This window comes from Limnobaculum allomyrinae (assembly GCF_016649425.1).
Lineage (GTDB): Bacteria > Pseudomonadota > Gammaproteobacteria > Enterobacterales > Enterobacteriaceae > Limnobaculum > Limnobaculum allomyrinae.
This window is the reverse complement of sequence record NZ_JADRCR010000017.1, coordinates 25,952-42,615: the sequence shown is the minus strand read 5'-3', so window position 1 is coordinate 42,615 and position 16,664 is coordinate 25,952. Positions and strand designations below refer to the sequence as shown.

Genomic DNA, 16,664 nt, shown 5'->3' with positions numbered 1-16,664 from the left:
GGTTCATGTACAGAATATGCCTGGCGGCGATAGCGCGGTGGTCCCACCTGACCCCATGCCGAACTCAGAAGTGAAACGCCGTAGCGCCGATGGTAGTGTGGGGCTTCCCCATGCGAGAGTAGGAAACTGCCAGGCTTTAATTAAGAGAAACCCTCAGCGAAAGCTGGGGGTTTTTTGCTTTATGCGGATGGTGAAACAGTTAGAGACCGGCGCTACCGGCCGGGCACCTTAGTGATATCAGCACATACCGGTTACGGCCGGAATATCCGCACTAGCCAATTTGTCAGGCTCTAATCAGAAAAAACGACCTCCGCCGAAAGACCGAGGTTTTTTTGCTTTATGCAGATAGTGAAACAGTCAGAGATTAGCGCTACCGGCCGGGCACGTTAGTGATATCAGCACATACCGGTTACGGCCGGAATATCCGCTCCAGCCAATTTGTCAGGTTCGAATCAGAAAAAACTACCTCCGCCGAAAGACCGAGGTTTTTTGCTTTATGCAGATAGTGAAATAGTCAGAGATTAGCGCTACCGGCCGGGCACCTAAGTGATATCAGCACATACCGGTTACGGCCGGAATATCCACTCAAGCCAATTTGTCAGGTTCGAATAAGGAAAAACCACCTCCGCTGAAAGACTGAGGTTTTTCGCTTTATGCAGATAGTGAAATAGTCAGAGATTAGCGCTACCGGCCGGGCACCTAAGTGATATAAGCACATATCGGTTACGGCCGGAATATCCGCTTCAGCCAATTTGTCAGGTTCTAATCAGGAAAAACTATCTTAACTGAAAGACTGAGTTTTTTACTTTATGTGATATAAAAACGAGTGCTTGATTTAAAGGATTATGAAGTATGAGAACATTTTTTGTCGCCCTGTATGCACTTCTCTTTTCCTGTACCTCTATTGCCTCAACAAATTCATCTTTTGAAGAGATTGTTCAAAAAGTATTACTTGGTTTTCATTTGCAAGATACTCAAATAATCAACTCTCTCATTAATAAAGATATTGGTATTTATATTGTGTATAAACGCGGTATTCCATACCAATATGAGCAATTATCTCAGTTTGATTTTAAACAGCCGGTTCCGGAATATCTGCCCTATGAGGTTTTATCTGAAAAGCTTATTAGAGCAAATAGCAAGATTACCCGATATAAGACTGCTGCTATATTTGATTGTGATACTGAGCGTTGGAGTCCAACTGGTTTATCAGTAGGAAAAACAGGCAATGACCATCTCTTGTCTGAAACGGCCGCTTTTTTGAAACTGCATGAAATGACAGATATGAGCGATAAGGAGTTTGCTGATTTGAAAAAGCTTGAGTCTGTAAGTCGTAGAATAGTATTGGCATCAAATGATGGTGAAGAGTTAGTTTTTCATTTGGGACATTTTAACCAACGCTGGTATTTAACCGTTTTAGACCGTGTTTCCAGCGATTGCAGCGCTTAGTTTTAAAAGCCCTAATCAATTCGCTGGTTAGGGCTTATGGAGAAATTGCTACCACTTACTCGCGAATTTTCCACTGTTTTGCCAGCTGGGATTTAGTTTCTCCCTGCAACCAGGTATTAATACTCTCCAGCAGCTTGGTATTATCTTTTTTAACCATATATACCTTATGGCTCTCGGTACCAGAGAAAGGCTTTTCTGTCGCCATACAAAGTACGTTTGGTTCTTTATTCTGATAGTAATCGCCTTCGATCAGATCGGTTACCATGATGTCTGCTGTTTTATCTCTCAGTGCCTGTAGATTATCAAAGTTATCTTTAACTCGAATTATTTGTGCTTTTTTGATGTGACTATCTACGAAGGTTTGGTTGGTGCCACCTGGGTTAACAACGACTTTAACTTTAGGTTGATCGATCTTTTCTAAGTCAGGTAATTCTTTGGCAACAGAACAGCTGGCTAAAGCAATTTTTCCGTTGGCTACAATTGGCTTGGTTAATCCAAATTCTGCTTTACGTTTTGCTGTTTCCGTAACACCACCCATGGCAACATCAAATTTGTCTGCAGCCAGATCGTCTGACAAAGTTGGCCAACTGGTAATGACAAAATCTACTTTCAGATTTAATGATTTACCTAATGCATTAGCCATATCGATATCATAGCCTTCAAGTGCGCCTGAAGCATTGCGATACGCCAGCGGAGCGTAGTCACCCGGAACACCCACTTTGAGTGTTCCTGACTGTTGAATTGCGTCCATAGTACGAGCCTGAACCTGTAAGCAGCTCAGGATTAATGCGGTACCAACCAATAATTTGAACTTCATTTTTTATCCTTGTGGTTTGATGTGTGTTATTAATTAACATCAATCCCCAACAAAACACCAGCAAAAGACAAGAAAATTACTTAAAGGTGTGTTTTTCAAAAGGGTAAGAAATATCGTACTGAAGGGTAAATACAATACAAAATGAAGAGAGGCAGAAAGGATGTTTTTGGTGTATTAAAAAGCCCCGAATTTCGGGGCTTTTTAGAGTTACAGAATACGACTAATTAGCTTATCGATACGAATACGTCGTAATCGACGAATTAGCTTACGTATTTTGACCGGATAGAATTGAATACTTTGCAGTTGCTGATAGTGATTAACCACAAAAGTATGTGTGCGAATACATTCCAGTTCATGCTGGCGCGCTTCTTTCAACTCTCCCTGAGGGTCGTGGATCAAAATCGCATTTTCCAGATCCAAGTGCCAAGCCCGTGGGTTTAGATTATTACCGGTAATGAGCTGCCACTCATCGTCAACCCACATGCCTTTCAGATGATAAGTGTTATCTTCATCTTTCCACAAACGAACGGTTAGCAGACCCTGGTCTACATAGCGCTGTAATCGTGTAACAAAGCGACGAAGATTAATTTCATACAGATAGGGCAGAGCACCAATAATTTTGAACGGCTGGTCTTCAGGAATATAAAAGTCGTTAGCAGTTTTATCACCAACGATAATTTCAACTTTCTTACCCTGACGTAATAATGAAATGATATTTTTCACTAATGGTGCAGGTAAATTGAAATAAGGAGTACATAACGTTAGTTTGTGCTCTGTACTGTTCATCAGCCGATCGATGACTTTATTTAATGGACTATGACGACCTAAGCCAACGAATGGGGCGACGGAGAGTTCTTCATTGGTAGCGCTGTTTTCAAACTCATAACCATGAACACGCAAGCTCTGTCTGAATTTTTTAATGTCATTTTTAATTTCCTGACCGCGAGGCCGGTTCTGGCAATCTAAATTGCGCACCGCTTCTGCTGGTAACAGGAACTGTTTGACATAAGCGATCATGCTATCCGCTAATGAGGCATTGGTAATGAACTGATAGCGGTCATAACGATATTTATCGTGTCGATGTAGATAAACGTCATTGACGCTGGCACCAGTGTAGGCAACGGTATTATCGATAATGCTGCCTTTTAAGTGCAGCACACCCAGCGCTTCGCGAGTATTAACCGGAACACCATAGACAGGTACTTCTACTCCAGGATGCTGTTCAGCCATTTTACAGTACCAATCAGCATTGGTACTTTCTGCGGCTGCACCAATTCGACCCCGTTGAGCACGATGCCAGTCTACTAATATAGCGACCTCTAACTCAGGGCGACGCATTTTGGCCTGATAAATCGCAGATAAAATATCGATACCTGCATCATCATGCTCAAGATAAAGCGCGATCAGGTATATGCGTTGTTCTGCGCGACTAATCAAGTCAAGTAAAGTAGAACGATAATCACCTGGTGTTGATAATATTTTAATATCATCAATCCGCTGGGAAATTTTCGGCAGTTGTGCAAGGTGTTGTTGAGATTTCTTTCGTTTAAATGATGACAACATCACAAAGCATTCTTCTCTTGTTGGGTTATGGCAACAGGCCATAACGTGCATATTGATTATCAGTTGGATCCGGTAATACTACCACCACTAGCTAAGATTGTGACTAAAAAACCGCGCTAATATTGCAAAACTGTCGCTGATATAACAGATTTTCACCAGTAGAGATTTCAACTAATTGATACTTAATAATATTTAAAACTACACATTCTAACTTTTATCGGTTTCTCCAGCTGAAAAAGCGATAAAACTTTCCAGTGAACGGTTTGCCTTACCAGCAAGATAACGTTGACGAAAATCATCAAAATAATGCTCAAGGCCTTCTGAAGCATGTGATTCACCTACCTGATGCAAAATTTGAATAGCGACTTCAGCGGTGCAAAGTTGCTCTTTACGGCTGGCTTCCCGCAATTGGTAACCTGAGCTCTGATCGTTATCTATAGAAAGTACAGGAAAGCGATCCAGATAGGGGCTTTTGCGAAACATTTTTCTGGCTTCTGTCCAGGTGCCGTCCAGAATGATAAATAGCGGGCGCTTATTACTCTGTTTTTCAACGCGAGTAACAACCCGGTCAGGTGATGAATAAGAGGCCGGAAAGATAACATAAGGTTGATAATCCGGACTGGATAACAGAGCTAATAGCTGAGGATCAATATTGGTGCGTGACCAGAGAAATGCTTTAGTGTCAGGCAATATATCAGCAATCAGACGACCGGTATTACTTGGCTTTAGCGGTTCTGTATCGTACATCAACAGACAAAAAGTACTTTCGGCAATAGTCGCTGAAAAAGAGTGGCACAAACAATGGACTCGAGGCAGCAGACAACGATGGCAACGAATGACCCTGCATCCTCTGGCGCGGAAAGGCCGAGTGGATTGAGCAAGCCGCTGTTCCCTCAACTGTAAAACAGCATTGTCAGGAAGAGAAGGGGATGCAATGTCAGAAGCCATAAGAGGTAACCTGAGATAATCTGTTGGGATTAAAGTCGATAAATAATAAAGGGGCGCATGATATCGTATTCAGCGCCCCTGGGATAATTTTTTAGCGAAACCTTCAGATTTACCGCAGAGTGCTAACTATTTTTAGCTAAAACTTCACTCAACCATTGGTCAAAAGAGGCTTTTGGAAGGGCTCCGTTCAACATATCTATACGTTGTCCCTTCTTGAATACCATAATGGTAGGTATACTACGGATGCCAAAACGAGCACTCAGTTCCTGTTCGGCTTCGGTGTCGACTTTTACAAAGCGGACTTCTCTTTCCCTTTCCTGAGCGACATCTTCAAAGATTGGGGCAAAGTTGACGCACGGGCCGCACCATGGAGCCCAGAAATCGACGACTACAGGAAGGTCGTCATTTAATAATGAATCAAAAGAAGCTTGGCTAGCGTTAATTACTTCGCCATCGAAAAGCTCATGTCCACAGCGGCCACATTTTGCATCTTCCTGAATACGATCTTCAGGGATTCGATTTGTAGTCAGACAAGAAGGACAAAGGGTATTCATGCTGTTACCTCAGTGAAATTACACATTGATTTCACTTATTATGTACAAATGATTAACTATCAACAATGTGATTTCATCGATAGTTATAATAGATTTAGACTTTTGGCAGATGATGGTGGCTTACCGACATAACATCAGGTAATCTGCGCGCCGGATGCGATGTGGAAGTGGAGATATAGGTATGAATGACTCTTTTAGCGGTAAGAACGGCAAAGTTAAAGTAATGTACGTCCGCGGTGACGACAACAAAGATGATAAGAATAACCGTCGCTCAGATAAAAAGCGCCCGGCAAACAGAAGTAACGATCGGGGTGATAAAAATGCACGTTGGGGAGATAAAGATCTTCCGCATCGTCCGGTTCGTAGTGCCAATGAAAAACCGCCTCGCTCTCCATGGCAAGCGAAGCTGCAAGATGTCAGTGAGCCAGAACCTTTTGACCACGGTGGAATTAGCGGCAAAAGTCAGATCGATCCGGCTCAATTGCGTCGCCAACGTGAAGAAGAAACCAAAGTGTATGGCGAAAATGCTTGTCAGGCACTGTTCCAAAGTCGTCCTGATGCTATCGTTCGCGCCTATTTCATCCAGTCGGTAACCCCAAGATTCCGCGAAGCTCTGCGTTGGATGGCGGCTAACCGTAAAGCTTACCATGTGGTTGATGAAGAAGAGCTTATTCGCGTATCGGGCACTGAGCATCACGGTGGCGTTTGCTTCCTGATTAAGAAACGCGGCGGTTTAACCGTGGCGGATTATTTGGCGAAAGCCGGGAAAAGCGATTGTGTACTGGCGTTAGAAAACGTAGGAAACCCACATAACCTGGGCGGTATGATGCGATCTTGTGCTCACTTTGGTGTGAAAGGCGTTCTGCTGCGCGACCCTGATATGCTTGAATCTGGTGCAGCCATTCGTACCGCAGAAGGTGGTGCAGAACATTTAACCGCTATCGGTATTGATGATTTCCCTCAGGCATTAGATTTGTTCCGTCGGGCGGGTTATACCATTGTGACTACTTCCAGTCATAAGGGAACACCGTTATCAGAGGCTGTTTTACCGGCAAAAACCGTATTGGTGCTGGGCGAAGAGCGTGATGGCCTGTCAGATGTAACCATGAAGCAAAGTGATGTAAGCGTTTCGATTGCCGGAACCGGCAACGTCGAGAGCTTGAACGTTTCTGTTGCTACCGGTATTTTACTGGCAGAGTGGTGGCGCCAAAACGCCTCTCGCTAATGGCGATTGAACATCAAAACTAAAAAAGAGCGCATTGCGCTCTTTTTTATTGCTGGCTGAGATGTCGATAGATCAAAGTTTATCTGAATGATGCAGTAACACGAACTTATCCCATAGCTGCTCATTACTCTCTTTATGTGCAGGGTCATGAATGATGGTGTTATCAATCGGGCAGACTTTCATGCAGGTTGGTTCATCATAGTGACCGATACATTCAGTGCAAAGGTCAGGATTTATTTCATAAATCTCTGCACCCATAGCAATTGCCTGATTTGGACACTCTGGTTCGCACATGTCACAGTTGATACAGCGCTTTGTAATTAATAATGCCATTTCAATATCTTGCCTAAAATGCCCTTTAATATCAGTTGGTTGATAACCTTTCGAATGCCGCACACTCACGCACACCTTGTATATTTAACCAGTATATAATACATTGAAAAACCCATATCAGTAACACAAAACAGCAACACAAGCCTTTTTTACGTATTAAAAATGTATAGTGTGTGAGCCTGTAGTTTTAATGAGGTTTTCAATGTCGCGTAACGTAACACAGAGTGAACCAAACCCCGATAACGGCGAATTAATGAACGCATCGGCTAAGTGGGATAGTTGTAAACCCCCTTATACGAGCCAAGATATTAAAATCTGTGTTACTGCCGCTAAAACTATTCTATTACATTCGGGAAAACCTCGCCGATCTAAATACGAAAAAGATAGCTATTTACGTATCGATTTTAGCAAAGCCGGTAAAGTTACTTTTTATGCTGAGTTTCCCAAAGTGATGGGGCTGAAAGGGCGTAAACTGGGGGAATGGCCGGAAATGGCCGTGCAGATCGCACGGGAAAGAGCCAGCGACATGGCATCGGAAGGGTTAAAAGCGGAGTCGGTACAGCAAGTTATTACGCTATATGAGAATGATTTAGCCGGTAAGGTAACGCGAGGTAAGTTAGGCCAAAACAGCTATGAAACTTACTGTTGCCGTACGCGGCGGGTAGCCGAGTCTTTCAGTGAACGAACCATATTTAGCGATATAAGTTATAACGATTTAATCAATGTGCTTGATATGTGGGTATCTTCTAAATCTAATAATCAGGCCATAGAACTATTTGCGGAACTACGCCGGTTGTGGAAGTTTGGTGCGCCTAAATTTTGTAACGGGCGGAATGTAGCTGCCAGCCTTCCGGATGATTACATTTCCTCACGCGTGCAACGCCCGATGCCTACGCGCCTGTATACCGATATCGAGTCAATAGCGGCATTATGGATTAACGTAGCGGCTTGCTCATCGATACACCAAAAAAATGCAGTACGTGCAATGATATTAACCGGTGTTAGACCAGTTAATATCAATAATTTAAGTTGGGATTTTGTTGCTGAAGATTTAAGCGAGATCGTGTATCCGGCGGGGGTTATGGGTATGCGGGGAGCTATGAAGACGCAAAAAGAGTTTAGGTTACCCGTTACGGTAGAAATGCGGCAAATTTTGGAAGAACAAAAAGCATGGAGGGATTCGGTACCGGACTGTAATAAAGAATATGTATTTTTACAGCCGCGCAATCCTTCCATGCCATTTGCTAAACGGTCGCTCGATAAGCTGATTAAGACTTACAGCCCCGAGGATGCGGTGAAAGGAGTTAAACATGCCGGTACTGTTAAAGGTAGTGCCGGCGCGTTTAACACCATGTGCAGGAAGTTTTTAAAAAGTAATGTGATTATACAGATGCGAGCGCGGGGTTTTTCCCGTTCTGATGCTAGGGAAATTAGTCAGTTATGTATGCACCACTCGGACAGGAAAGACGATCCAATGGGGGAGCACTACGATTTTTCAGATGAGATCACACAAGAAGAAATGAAGTTAAAACGTATTGCTTTTGAGGCACACGAGGCCAGTATTATGGCTCAGGTGGCGTTAATTAAACGCAGGGGTTAGCAATCACTACGGCACTTATCTATAAACGCCATAACGTTACTACGCTCATATTTGACGTTTTTATGAGTGAAACGGATAGGTGATAGTATTTTCCGGTGTCGATGGTTTATGTTCCAGTCGCGTAGCGTTTTTGTTGTTATACGCAACAACACTGCAACCTCCGCTGGAGTCATTAGATCTTTAGCTTGTTGTGTGCTCATTTTAAGCCCTTACTTTTCATAGCCTCGAGCAAGATATCTTGCACTTCGCGTTTTGAGTTGCGCCGCTGCATAACAAGTTCGTCTACCGTGTCTGCGGCAATAATATGGTGTATCCATACCGGCCTGTTATGTCCCGCCTGTATTTGGCGGGTGGGGCCGATACGTTCAATAATTTGTTGGTACTGTTCCAAATCCCACCAGTGCGAGAAAAACACCAGTATGTTGCTGCCGTCCTGCATATTCAGACCGTGGCCTGCGCTGGCGGGGTGCGCGAATAAAACCGGTATCTTTCCCGCGTTCCAGTCGCGTAAAGTCTGTGGGTCTGAATCAAGCTGTTTACCCTTAGAGAATGCCTTTAGCAGTCGAGCCAGGTCACTTTTGAAGTGATAAGCGACTAACACCGGCATACCGCCCGATTCGTTAATTATGCTCTCTAGGGCCTGTATTTTTGCGTCGTGAATTTCTGACCATGTACCTTTATCATCGGTATAGATTGCGCCGCTGGCAATTTGCAGGCATTTCACCGTCTTTGCGGCGGCGTTCTGCGCTTCTATGTCCATTCCGTCCAATTCCAAAAACATTTGTTTTTCCATGTCTTGGTATTGCTGGCGGGCTTTTGCGGGCATCTGAACTTTGATAACGTTATGGATAGGTTCTTCAATATCGAACCAATCTGCGGCATCTAAAGAGATCGTGACGTCTGCGAGGGCTGCCTGCATCTGTTCTTGTGCAAATGGAAAGGGCTCCAGTTTCGACCACTGCTGCCCCGGTATTTGTATGCTGTTAAACCAGCGCGAAGTGAATGCGCCAAATGTGCGGCCTAAACGCTGCCCCTGATCGATAAACCAAGCCTGACCCCATAGATCAACTAAGCCGTTAGGCGCTGGGGTACCCGTTAGATTTACCCATCTGTGAACGTGTTTATGAGCAACTTTAGCCAGCGCTGCTGCACGCTTTCCACCTTGTCGTAAGCGAAATGATTTTAGCCGGGTGCTTTCATCTGCGATAACAGTAGCAAAGGGCCAGCGGTCGCCCAGTGTTTCTACAAGCCAAACCAAATTATCGTAGTTAGTCGTGTACACGCTCGCATTGGTATTCTGCAGGGCCGCAAGCCGTTCCTTTACCGTACCGACAATAGGCTGCATTTCGATATTACGAAAATGGTCCCATTTTTCGACTTCATCCGGCCATGTCGATCGCGCAACACGAAGCGGGGCAAGTACTAACGCCGGGCGGGTTTCTTCACCGCACATATAGAGGTCTTCTAGTGTGGTGAGGGTTGCTACTGTTTTCCCCATCCCCATGCCAGCCCAAATATTACTGCGGGGCTGGTTTAGGGCGTGGTCGATAATGAGATTTTGGTAAGGGCGGGGGGTGAAATGTTTAGGCATTTTTGATACCCCATTAAAATTTAATATGTGGCTAACTATCTTCTAATCCCATTTCACCATGTAAAGGGCAATGCGGTGCGCCGATATCTAACCATTTACGTACCGCGCGGACGGTGTAGCCGCATTCCGCGCAGATACATTTTAAATATCGAGCTTTCTGCTTCTTAGGGCGGGATGATTTACTCGTATCTTTATCCGTGAGCATTAACGCATGGGGCATTGTGCCGATCTTTTCTACAATAGGTTTGATGAATTCCGAGAAGGATTCGCCGGCGTAGGTTGCCGTAGCTTTGCCCTCTAAACTTAGAGTTTTAGCCATCCGCCTAAATCGGGTGCCATGGCCTTCTTTGAGACCTAAAGCCGCATGGATTAACTCATGTACTAAGGTGGCGAGAATTTGAATATCGTAATTCTCTCGGGGTTCGGGATACTCGTAATCTGGTCGTATAAATATTTCATAACAGCCGTCACGGGATACGCTAGGATCCCAACATTCACCAACTGATTTCCCCCGAAGCCCTCCTGAGGGGAAGCCAATAGCCACACGTATTTTTGCGGGGAGTGGGGCGCCTAAATTTTCAAAAACGGGGTCGAGTAATAATATTGCATTATTCAGCCACTCTTCGCGGGTTCTAGCTTTTGTAGTCACAATATGCCCTCCAGATTAGTACTATCTAAAACCACGACTCTAACGCCGAGAGACCTAAGCCGTTTGTGTTCCCGTTCTTGCTCCGGTCGTGGTTTTTGCCCTGGCGCTTTACATTCAACAAAAACAACACGACCGCCCGGCAATATCACGATCCGGTCTGGTACCGACCGGCGACCAGGTGAGATAAATTTATAGGCGATACCGCCGGCGGCCTTAACCTGTTTAACAAGATGGTTTTCTATTGTGCTTTCGCGCTGGTAACTCATCCGCTTTCACCTTGATAAATGACTACCAGTCCGATCTTTTCGGCTAGCGCTAATTCTGCGAGGGCTCCCGCGGAGGCTTTCCAACCGTTTAAAAGATAAATAGTGTCTGCGTTCAGTAGCATCGCAATACCTATGTCCATATATGCTTTTTCGGTCAGGCCATTCGGTAAGGTTGCGGGGTTGAGAACGATATAACCTTGGTCGGTTAAATCCTTCGCAGCGTCATAAAATGCAGGGCGATTAAAATTAGGTCGCCCGCTCATCGGGCCCGCGATGTATATTTTCATACCGCTACCGCCTTATATTTTTCCCGTGGGATTTGAGATAAACAGAAGTCAGATCGCCGTTCGCACCAGAGTTGGTTATCAACACTGCGGGATAATCGCAGCGCTTTAATCCAAACCTTGGCGGCACGTTGATAATCGCCTTCACGTTCAATTTGCGCAGCATCCCGCGCAGCCCGAAAATACAATGGGCTGTCATGATATTTAAATGTCATATTATTTATTCCTAGGGGAAAACTGAGTATAAGCTGGTAGTGGGGTTAGTTGAGGTTTACCAAAGCCTTGAAGACCAAAACACCCGACCTATTACAGTAAATCGCTCGTTAAAATCAACATAGGTTAAGCCTTCCAGCGGGTACTCACTACAGTTAAAGCACTCAACGCATACACCTACATCTTTCATTATGTGGAGTTTACGAACGCGGATTAAACCCGCTTCCTGAACTGCATATAAATGACCGCTTTCAATTGTCGTATTATTTGTATCGATAGCGACAACATCACCGGAGCGAATCCACGGAGCGAATCCACGGAGCCATACTATTTCCGATAGCTCTAATTACCCTTGCGTAGCGGGCTTCTACTCCCATTTTTCGCAGTGTATAGCGTCGAAATGGGAGGGCGTAAGTTTCTTCATTCACGTTATTAGTCCTTACGATAGTGTTGGGTTTCAAACCCGCCAGCATTAAGCGGAAGGTCTAAAGCCCATGCGGGATTATTAGCGAGTAATTCACTAAGGTGTTGATGTGAGTATTCAGCTGTATCCGGCGCTTCGGCGATGATTTCATCGTGTACGGTAAGGTCAATGAGATAACCGTTATCCTCAACCAACGGCATATTACCGGCTAAAACATCCCGCGCGGCTGCCTGAGTCGCGTTCTCCGCTAGCTTTCCGCTATAGGTTTTCAGTCTTTGCCATTTACGTGAGTAAGGGTTTACACCCATATAGCTTATCTGGCTGTTGTCTACCCGCGGGGCGGGATAGCAGAGTGCACGACCGGAGGGAAGAACTACACGTAACCAAGCCTTATCCCTGCGTACCTTCAATTTACGACAAACGAAAGTATTACCAGGCGATGCAATAGCACGTTTTACGGCGTTCTCTAAGTCATACCAAAACGATGTTGTTTCAGGGTGCGCGTTACGCCACATACGTTTAAGTGAATCGCAGGTAATAAAAACCCGTTGAGATAGACCATATGTCTTTTTCTGTTCAACTGAGGCTTTGTACCATCGTTGGGCTTCTCGCTGAATATCTAGTGAAATATTAGGTAGCGCAGCGTCGGCCAGCGCATCGAGATCTAAGCCATAAGTAAGCGCAAATGTTAAAAACGCAGCGACACCGCCGCCGTAACCAAGGCCTAATTCCATGACCTTACCGATTTGTCGTTGGTCTTTTGTTACTTCGTCGGGTGATATATTAAATGCCCGTGCATAGGCCAGTTTATACAGGTCGGGCCCTTTTCGGATTGCTTTACCTTTTTCATCCGTGCCGATGATAGTGTCGTAACCCCTAAAGGCCTGTAACTTCCATTCCTCCCCCGCCAACCAAGCAAGTACACGGCCTTCTATATTGGAAAGATCAGATATCACCAGTTTTTTACCCGGAGGGGCCATTATGCAGCCACGTAGGGCGGAGCTGGTGAGTTGCATCACATCATCGTAAAGCAGGTCTGCACATCCCGCTTTTAGCGCTTCGATACCGTCATCAATAACTTTTTGTGGTAGCATAGGCCTAGGTAAGTTCTGAGGCTGGAATAATCTACCCGCCCAGCGACCCGTCCTGCTGGCGCCACAAAATTGAAGTGTTCCCCTCAATCGTCCATCTTCGCTAACACCTTTCACTAACGTTTTATATTTGCTGGTGCTGGTTGTGCTGGCTTGCAGCCGGATAATAAGAAGCTCACGCAAGCCGATCGGGATATCAGGATCGTTAATTCGGCGCTCCAATGTGCTTTTTTGCATATCGGGCAGTTCTATCCCAAATGAACTGGCAATATGTTTTAACAGTGCATCGCGTTGGGTGGCGGCCTGTACTTCGTCGTTGGTAATATCCTGCGTACGTTTTGCTAACCGCTTCTGTTCGATCTCTACGGCTTCGATAGCCGCATGGGCGAGTTGAACATCGACACATACACCACGGTCGTTAATCTGCTGGTCGCGATGCCATAGCGCCAGTTCCACCCCTTGATAGTTCCAGTTAGGCAATTTCCTATCAATCGCCCGCATTGCCTCAATATCTAGCCCTGCGTATGATAAAAACCGGCGCCATTCTTCCGGGTGGGTTTTGCTGGTGGCCCGCCTGATAACTGAGTTTTTAGGGCGGGGTTTGCAGAAAAGCTGTATTAACGCTTTACCTTCTTTATCCTTGGCTTTGTCCTGGTCGATGTTCAGTACCTCACACAAAATACCAAGCCCTCCAGGAAGACCATGCGCGAGCGCCTTAACCATCGTATCCCGCCAACGCTCAACGCCTCCCGCGATAACATTAGGCATGGCATGACGCATCACCGTTCTATCAAAATGCGAGTTCTGAGCGTAGATAAGTATCGTTTCATCGGCTAATGCAGCTTTTAAATCGGCGGGCATGGGTTTGCCGCTGGTGACATCCCATGTTTTAACGGGCTCATCGTCTAAGGCATAAGTGATAATCATCACTTCGACTTGTTCCGCATACGCGTGGGTGCCGTTTGTAATGGGTACTTCGCAAAAAGTTTCGGAGTCGAACCAGAGTTTTTGATGCATGGGGAGATCCTTTAATTCGGGTATCTGTTTAAAGCGCACTGAAAATACGTTTTAAGCAGATACCCCGTGAGGTGACACGGGGGCTGTTTTATCTTACGGGGTTCAGGTTGTTTCAGATGGAAGGCCTACGAGCTCGTTTAGCGTTTCTCTGCGTATAGCGGGCAGGTCCATCGCTTTTGCCTCTTCTTTAGGTAGTAACTCGACGGCTTCGGGCCATTCTTCAATAAGGCGTTTGACAGTACGCACTTGGCAAAGAGTAGCCTCTACATTCATACGTATGGTTTTTTCATGATCGTGAATAGCTTTATATTCCGGATCAAATGCGTAAAACTCATCTACTAACGGGTTGTCTGCGGTTAGTGTGTATTCTTGCAGGGTGATTTTAAGTACGCATTCGTGCGGGTTTTCATATCCCTTGTAGTTACCGTTGAAATAGGCATTGAGGGTTTGTCCCGCTAAATTAAGATAAATACACTCACGCTTATTTACGAAGGCGTAACCCGAAAGTAGTCCCCTCGGCAGGAGCTTTATCTTTGCGTTTATTACCGCTATTTGCTGCATTATGTCGGGTTCTACTTGTACCCCACCTAGGGCTTCAACTCGAACACGTTCCGCCCAATCAGCCCGCGCGGCTCTTAACTTGGCCTTTCTGCGGGGGATACCTGCCTTTATTACTGCATTGTCAATTATGGCGTTCTTTAACGCCCGAGTTAATGTGGTGTAGGCCATGTTGGTTACCTTTAAAAAACTCCCCGCACAGTGGCGGGGGTATTAGTTAAACTAAAGACTCAGCGTCCGCGCCTTCGCTTACGTCGTCGAAATCGTCTTCTGACGCTACACCACCGCCCGCGAAAGCATCGCCATCACGTAGGAACTGAACACCGCCCAGCGACGCATTAATGCGTTTACCAAAGTTGTTATCCATCGCCCAGATATCCAGCGTTACGTTGACGTAGCAGCCCGCGTAGGGTTTTCCGTCTGCTGCGGTTAGCACTGAACGGTCACGATCGACAACTAAAGGACGGGCTTTATTGCTGGCAGAAATGAACATATTGCCGGGGTAGCCTTCGTACTCTGATTTTTCATCACCGTTGTGTAGGCAAACTTTTAAACCGGTACGCAGGGATTTAAGGACGCCCTCCGCTTTAGGTCCCCATTTTTCTTTCGCTACTTGCTCGATGGCTGACTCAATTTCAGCAACACAAGGATGGTCCGGCGCAAAGATAAACGCAGCGCTAAAACGGGGTTCACCTTCACCGTTTACTGTTTTTGGTTCGAACAAAGCAGGGAAGGCCATTCGGACGTTGTTTAATTTTACTTTCATGATTTATACCTTTTAATTAAATGAGGGATTCCGCGGCTTCGATATCATCAAAGTCGTTTACTGGATTAATAATGACTGCGGGGCGTGGATCGGATTCCGGTACCAGGGTATTTTTACCCTCGGCACGAGAGATAAGGGCTTCCACTTTTGGCCAGCGGCGGGGGCTGGCTTTTTTAATCAGTTTTTCTGCCTGGGTTGGACTGATTAGTTTGAAGTTAAAAACTTCTTCATTTTTATATCGGAACTGGTCTTTTAACAGCGCTCGGGCGATCTCTTCATCGTTCCAAGCTCGGTTACCTTGCTTACCGGTTACTAGTTTGTAGCCGGGCACTGAGTACCCCTGATTGAGTTCATTATTGGCTTTAGCGCGGACCGCACTACACCAACTCTCGATTAAATCGAGTTGGCCCAATAATTCCCCTAATCGGGTGTTATCGTGGGTACTAACCTGTTCTTTTATACCTTCTAACTGCGGCGCTAATGGTTGGGTTAGGTCGACAAAATCGCCTTTAGCGGTGTTCAGGTTGTGTTGCTTTAAAGCATCACATGACGCGTTAGCCTTAGCCTTACAAAACCAACATTGTTTTGTACCTGGGGTGAATGCATCCGCCGGTAGTGAATTTGCTCCTTCACACTCAACGATTGCCGCCGCGATAAGCGCCTTGGTCGCAGCTTCTTTTGCCCGTTCTCCAAAGGCTCGTAACTGAGCAACAGATATTACCCATTCGGATACGTGATAGAGGCGGGGCTGGTGGATGAACATTCGAACCGTTTCGAAATCCGCAATCAGCTCGAAATGTTCTAAAGCTCCCAAGGCATAAAGTTGGAGCTGTTCATTCTCTTCGGCATCAACTTTTACCCCACGACCAAATTTCAAGTCGTGAACCTGTAGTTCAGTACCTTTGATAATGATGGCGTCCGCGGTACCGAACTGATCGGGTACATCAACCACGTTGGAGAAATCGACACGTTGCTCGATAAGGAGTTCGTGTCCCTTCGCTAGTTCCCAAACAGTATCAACATAGACCTGTACAAATTCGGCCATTTCCTCGGTGACCTGTGGCGTGCCGGCATCTTTTAGCGGGTAGGTACCGATGTAATCGGATGCTTGTTGCCCACCCGTTAATTCAACTCCCACTAGTGATGCATCTAGCCGGTTGCTTAATACTATTTCAGCTAACGCATGTGCGGCGGTACCTTCAACGGCGAAAGGTGATCCTTTGTCTTCGCAACCCGCTTCTAATGCTAGGCTTCCCTCACAGCGCATCCACCGATGGGCGGAAGAGGGCGATAATCTTGCGTGTGAGTCTGGCATG

At 45.7% G+C, this 16,664-nt stretch carries 18 protein-coding genes and 1 rRNA gene; 4 read left to right on the top strand and 15 right to left on the bottom strand.

Annotated elements, in window-relative coordinates; translation table 11 throughout:
* Positions 1-19: 19 nt before the first annotated feature.
* Positions 20-135: ribosomal RNA gene (gene rrf, locus I2494_RS19665) — 5S ribosomal RNA — on the top strand.
* 717 nt (positions 136-852) lie between these two features.
* Entirely contained in the window at positions 853-1,449 is a 597-nt protein-coding gene (locus I2494_RS19660; protein WP_218468638.1) for a hypothetical protein, read from the top strand.
* Positions 1,450-1,504: 55 nt separating this feature from the next.
* On the opposite strand, the gene I2494_RS19655 is transcribed toward I2494_RS19660, so the two are convergent.
* The 4 genes from I2494_RS19655 to trxC form a co-directional block, all read right to left on the bottom strand.
* Positions 1,505-2,266 carry a transporter substrate-binding domain-containing protein gene (locus I2494_RS19655; protein ID WP_218468637.1) on the bottom strand — a complete coding sequence of 254 codons (762 nt, stop codon included), beginning with the start codon at positions 2,264-2,266 and terminating at the stop codon, positions 1,505-1,507.
* A gap of 207 nt (positions 2,267-2,473) precedes the next feature.
* Positions 2,474-3,829 carry a CDP-diacylglycerol--serine O-phosphatidyltransferase gene (gene pssA, locus I2494_RS19650; RefSeq protein ID WP_218468641.1) on the bottom strand — a complete coding sequence of 452 codons (1,356 nt, stop codon included), beginning with the start codon at positions 3,827-3,829 and terminating at the stop codon, positions 2,474-2,476.
* Between the two features lie 207 nt (positions 3,830-4,036).
* Positions 4,037-4,777 (bottom strand): tRNA-uridine aminocarboxypropyltransferase, encoded by a 741-nt coding sequence (locus tag I2494_RS19645; protein ID WP_218468636.1) that lies wholly within the window; start codon positions 4,775-4,777, stop codon positions 4,037-4,039.
* Positions 4,778-4,899: 122 nt separating this feature from the next.
* Positions 4,900-5,331 carry a thioredoxin TrxC gene (gene trxC / locus I2494_RS19640; protein WP_218468635.1) on the bottom strand — a complete coding sequence of 144 codons (432 nt, stop codon included), beginning with the start codon at positions 5,329-5,331 and terminating at the stop codon, positions 4,900-4,902.
* A gap of 181 nt (positions 5,332-5,512) precedes the next feature.
* Here trxC and I2494_RS19635 point away from each other — a divergent pair, with 181 nt between their 5' ends.
* Positions 5,513-6,556 (top strand): tRNA/rRNA methyltransferase, encoded by a 1,044-nt coding sequence (locus I2494_RS19635; protein ID WP_218468634.1) that lies wholly within the window; start codon positions 5,513-5,515, stop codon positions 6,554-6,556.
* Positions 6,557-6,628: 72 nt separating this feature from the next.
* On the opposite strand, the gene I2494_RS19630 is transcribed toward I2494_RS19635, so the two are convergent.
* A complete protein-coding gene (locus I2494_RS19630; RefSeq protein ID WP_218468633.1) occupies positions 6,629-6,889 on the bottom strand; it encodes a YfhL family 4Fe-4S dicluster ferredoxin in 261 nt (86 codons plus the stop codon).
* Between the two features lie 202 nt (positions 6,890-7,091).
* Between I2494_RS19630 and I2494_RS19625 the strand changes: the two genes are divergently transcribed.
* Complete coding sequence (locus I2494_RS19625) at positions 7,092-8,489, top strand: site-specific integrase (RefSeq protein WP_218468632.1); 1,398 nt, start codon at positions 7,092-7,094, stop codon at positions 8,487-8,489.
* 196 nt (positions 8,490-8,685) lie between these two features.
* Here I2494_RS19625 and I2494_RS19620 read toward each other — a convergent pair whose 3' ends face one another.
* From I2494_RS19620 to I2494_RS19580, 10 genes are all read right to left on the bottom strand, one after another.
* Positions 8,686-10,080 carry a DEAD/DEAH box helicase gene (locus I2494_RS19620; protein ID WP_218468631.1) on the bottom strand — a complete coding sequence of 465 codons (1,395 nt, stop codon included), beginning with the start codon at positions 10,078-10,080 and terminating at the stop codon, positions 8,686-8,688.
* A 31-nt stretch (positions 10,081-10,111) separates the two neighbouring features.
* Entirely contained in the window at positions 10,112-10,729 is a 618-nt protein-coding gene (locus tag I2494_RS19615) for a SprT-like domain-containing protein (RefSeq protein ID WP_218468630.1), read from the bottom strand.
* A complete protein-coding gene (locus I2494_RS19610; protein ID WP_218468629.1) occupies positions 10,726-10,995 on the bottom strand; it encodes a VRR-NUC domain-containing protein in 270 nt (89 codons plus the stop codon). Before I2494_RS19610 ends, I2494_RS19615 begins: the two co-directional genes overlap by 4 nt.
* The gene (locus I2494_RS19605) at positions 10,992-11,282 is read right to left on the bottom strand and encodes a DUF4406 domain-containing protein (protein ID WP_218468628.1); all 291 of its coding nucleotides are present in this window, start codon (positions 11,280-11,282) and stop codon (positions 10,992-10,994) included. The genes I2494_RS19610 and I2494_RS19605 overlap by 4 nt, the downstream gene beginning before the upstream one ends.
* Positions 11,279-11,494: an ANR family transcriptional regulator gene (locus tag I2494_RS19600; RefSeq protein ID WP_218468627.1), complete on the bottom strand. Its 216-nt coding sequence runs from the start codon at positions 11,492-11,494 to the stop codon at positions 11,279-11,281. Before I2494_RS19600 ends, I2494_RS19605 begins: the two co-directional genes overlap by 4 nt.
* A gap of 56 nt (positions 11,495-11,550) precedes the next feature.
* Positions 11,551-11,793, bottom strand: coding sequence for a S24 family peptidase (locus I2494_RS20750; RefSeq protein WP_407657933.1), 243 nt, complete (start codon positions 11,791-11,793; stop codon positions 11,551-11,553).
* 131 nt (positions 11,794-11,924) lie between these two features.
* Positions 11,925-14,024, bottom strand: coding sequence for a DNA polymerase (locus tag I2494_RS19595; RefSeq protein ID WP_218468626.1), 2,100 nt, complete (start codon positions 14,022-14,024; stop codon positions 11,925-11,927).
* Positions 14,025-14,126: 102 nt separating this feature from the next.
* Entirely contained in the window at positions 14,127-14,753 is a 627-nt protein-coding gene (locus I2494_RS19590) for an Nmad5 family putative nucleotide modification protein (protein WP_218468625.1), read from the bottom strand.
* Between the two features lie 46 nt (positions 14,754-14,799).
* Positions 14,800-15,348 (bottom strand): DUF2815 family protein, encoded by a 549-nt coding sequence (locus I2494_RS19585; RefSeq protein ID WP_218468624.1) that lies wholly within the window; start codon positions 15,346-15,348, stop codon positions 14,800-14,802.
* A 16-nt stretch (positions 15,349-15,364) separates the two neighbouring features.
* On the bottom strand, positions 15,365-16,663 hold the full coding sequence (locus I2494_RS19580) for a DUF2800 domain-containing protein (protein WP_218468623.1): 1,299 nt from the start codon (positions 16,661-16,663) through the stop codon (positions 15,365-15,367).
* Position 16,664 lies beyond the last annotated feature (1 nt).

Bases quoted from the DNA above. Each gene is read 5' to 3' on its own strand.
- I2494_RS19660 (WP_218468638.1), top strand. From the start codon at position 853: ATGAGAACATTTTTTGTCGCCCTGTATGCACTTCTCTTTTCCTGTACC.
- I2494_RS19655 (WP_218468637.1), bottom strand. From the start codon at position 2,266: ATGAAGTTCAAATTATTGGTTGGTACCGCATTAATCCTGAGCTGCTTA.
- pssA (WP_218468641.1), bottom strand. From the start codon at position 3,829: ATGTTGTCATCATTTAAACGAAAGAAATCTCAACAACACCTTGCACAA.
- I2494_RS19645 (WP_218468636.1), bottom strand. From the start codon at position 4,777: ATGGCTTCTGACATTGCATCCCCTTCTCTTCCTGACAATGCTGTTTTA.
- trxC (WP_218468635.1), bottom strand. From the start codon at position 5,331: ATGAATACCCTTTGTCCTTCTTGTCTGACTACAAATCGAATCCCTGAA.
- I2494_RS19635 (WP_218468634.1), top strand. From the start codon at position 5,513: ATGAATGACTCTTTTAGCGGTAAGAACGGCAAAGTTAAAGTAATGTAC.
- I2494_RS19630 (WP_218468633.1), bottom strand. From the start codon at position 6,889: ATGGCATTATTAATTACAAAGCGCTGTATCAACTGTGACATGTGCGAA.
- I2494_RS19625 (WP_218468632.1), top strand. From the start codon at position 7,092: ATGTCGCGTAACGTAACACAGAGTGAACCAAACCCCGATAACGGCGAA.
- I2494_RS19620 (WP_218468631.1), bottom strand. From the start codon at position 10,080: ATGCCTAAACATTTCACCCCCCGCCCTTACCAAAATCTCATTATCGAC.
- I2494_RS19610 (WP_218468629.1), bottom strand. From the start codon at position 10,995: ATGAGTTACCAGCGCGAAAGCACAATAGAAAACCATCTTGTTAAACAG.
- I2494_RS19605 (WP_218468628.1), bottom strand. From the start codon at position 11,282: ATGAAAATATACATCGCGGGCCCGATGAGCGGGCGACCTAATTTTAAT.
- I2494_RS19600 (WP_218468627.1), bottom strand. From the start codon at position 11,494: ATGACATTTAAATATCATGACAGCCCATTGTATTTTCGGGCTGCGCGG.
- I2494_RS19595 (WP_218468626.1), bottom strand. From the start codon at position 14,024: ATGCATCAAAAACTCTGGTTCGACTCCGAAACTTTTTGCGAAGTACCC.
- I2494_RS19590 (WP_218468625.1), bottom strand. From the start codon at position 14,753: ATGGCCTACACCACATTAACTCGGGCGTTAAAGAACGCCATAATTGAC.
- I2494_RS19585 (WP_218468624.1), bottom strand. From the start codon at position 15,348: ATGAAAGTAAAATTAAACAACGTCCGAATGGCCTTCCCTGCTTTGTTC.
- I2494_RS19580 (WP_218468623.1), bottom strand. From the start codon at position 16,663: ATGCCAGACTCACACGCAAGATTATCGCCCTCTTCCGCCCATCGGTGG.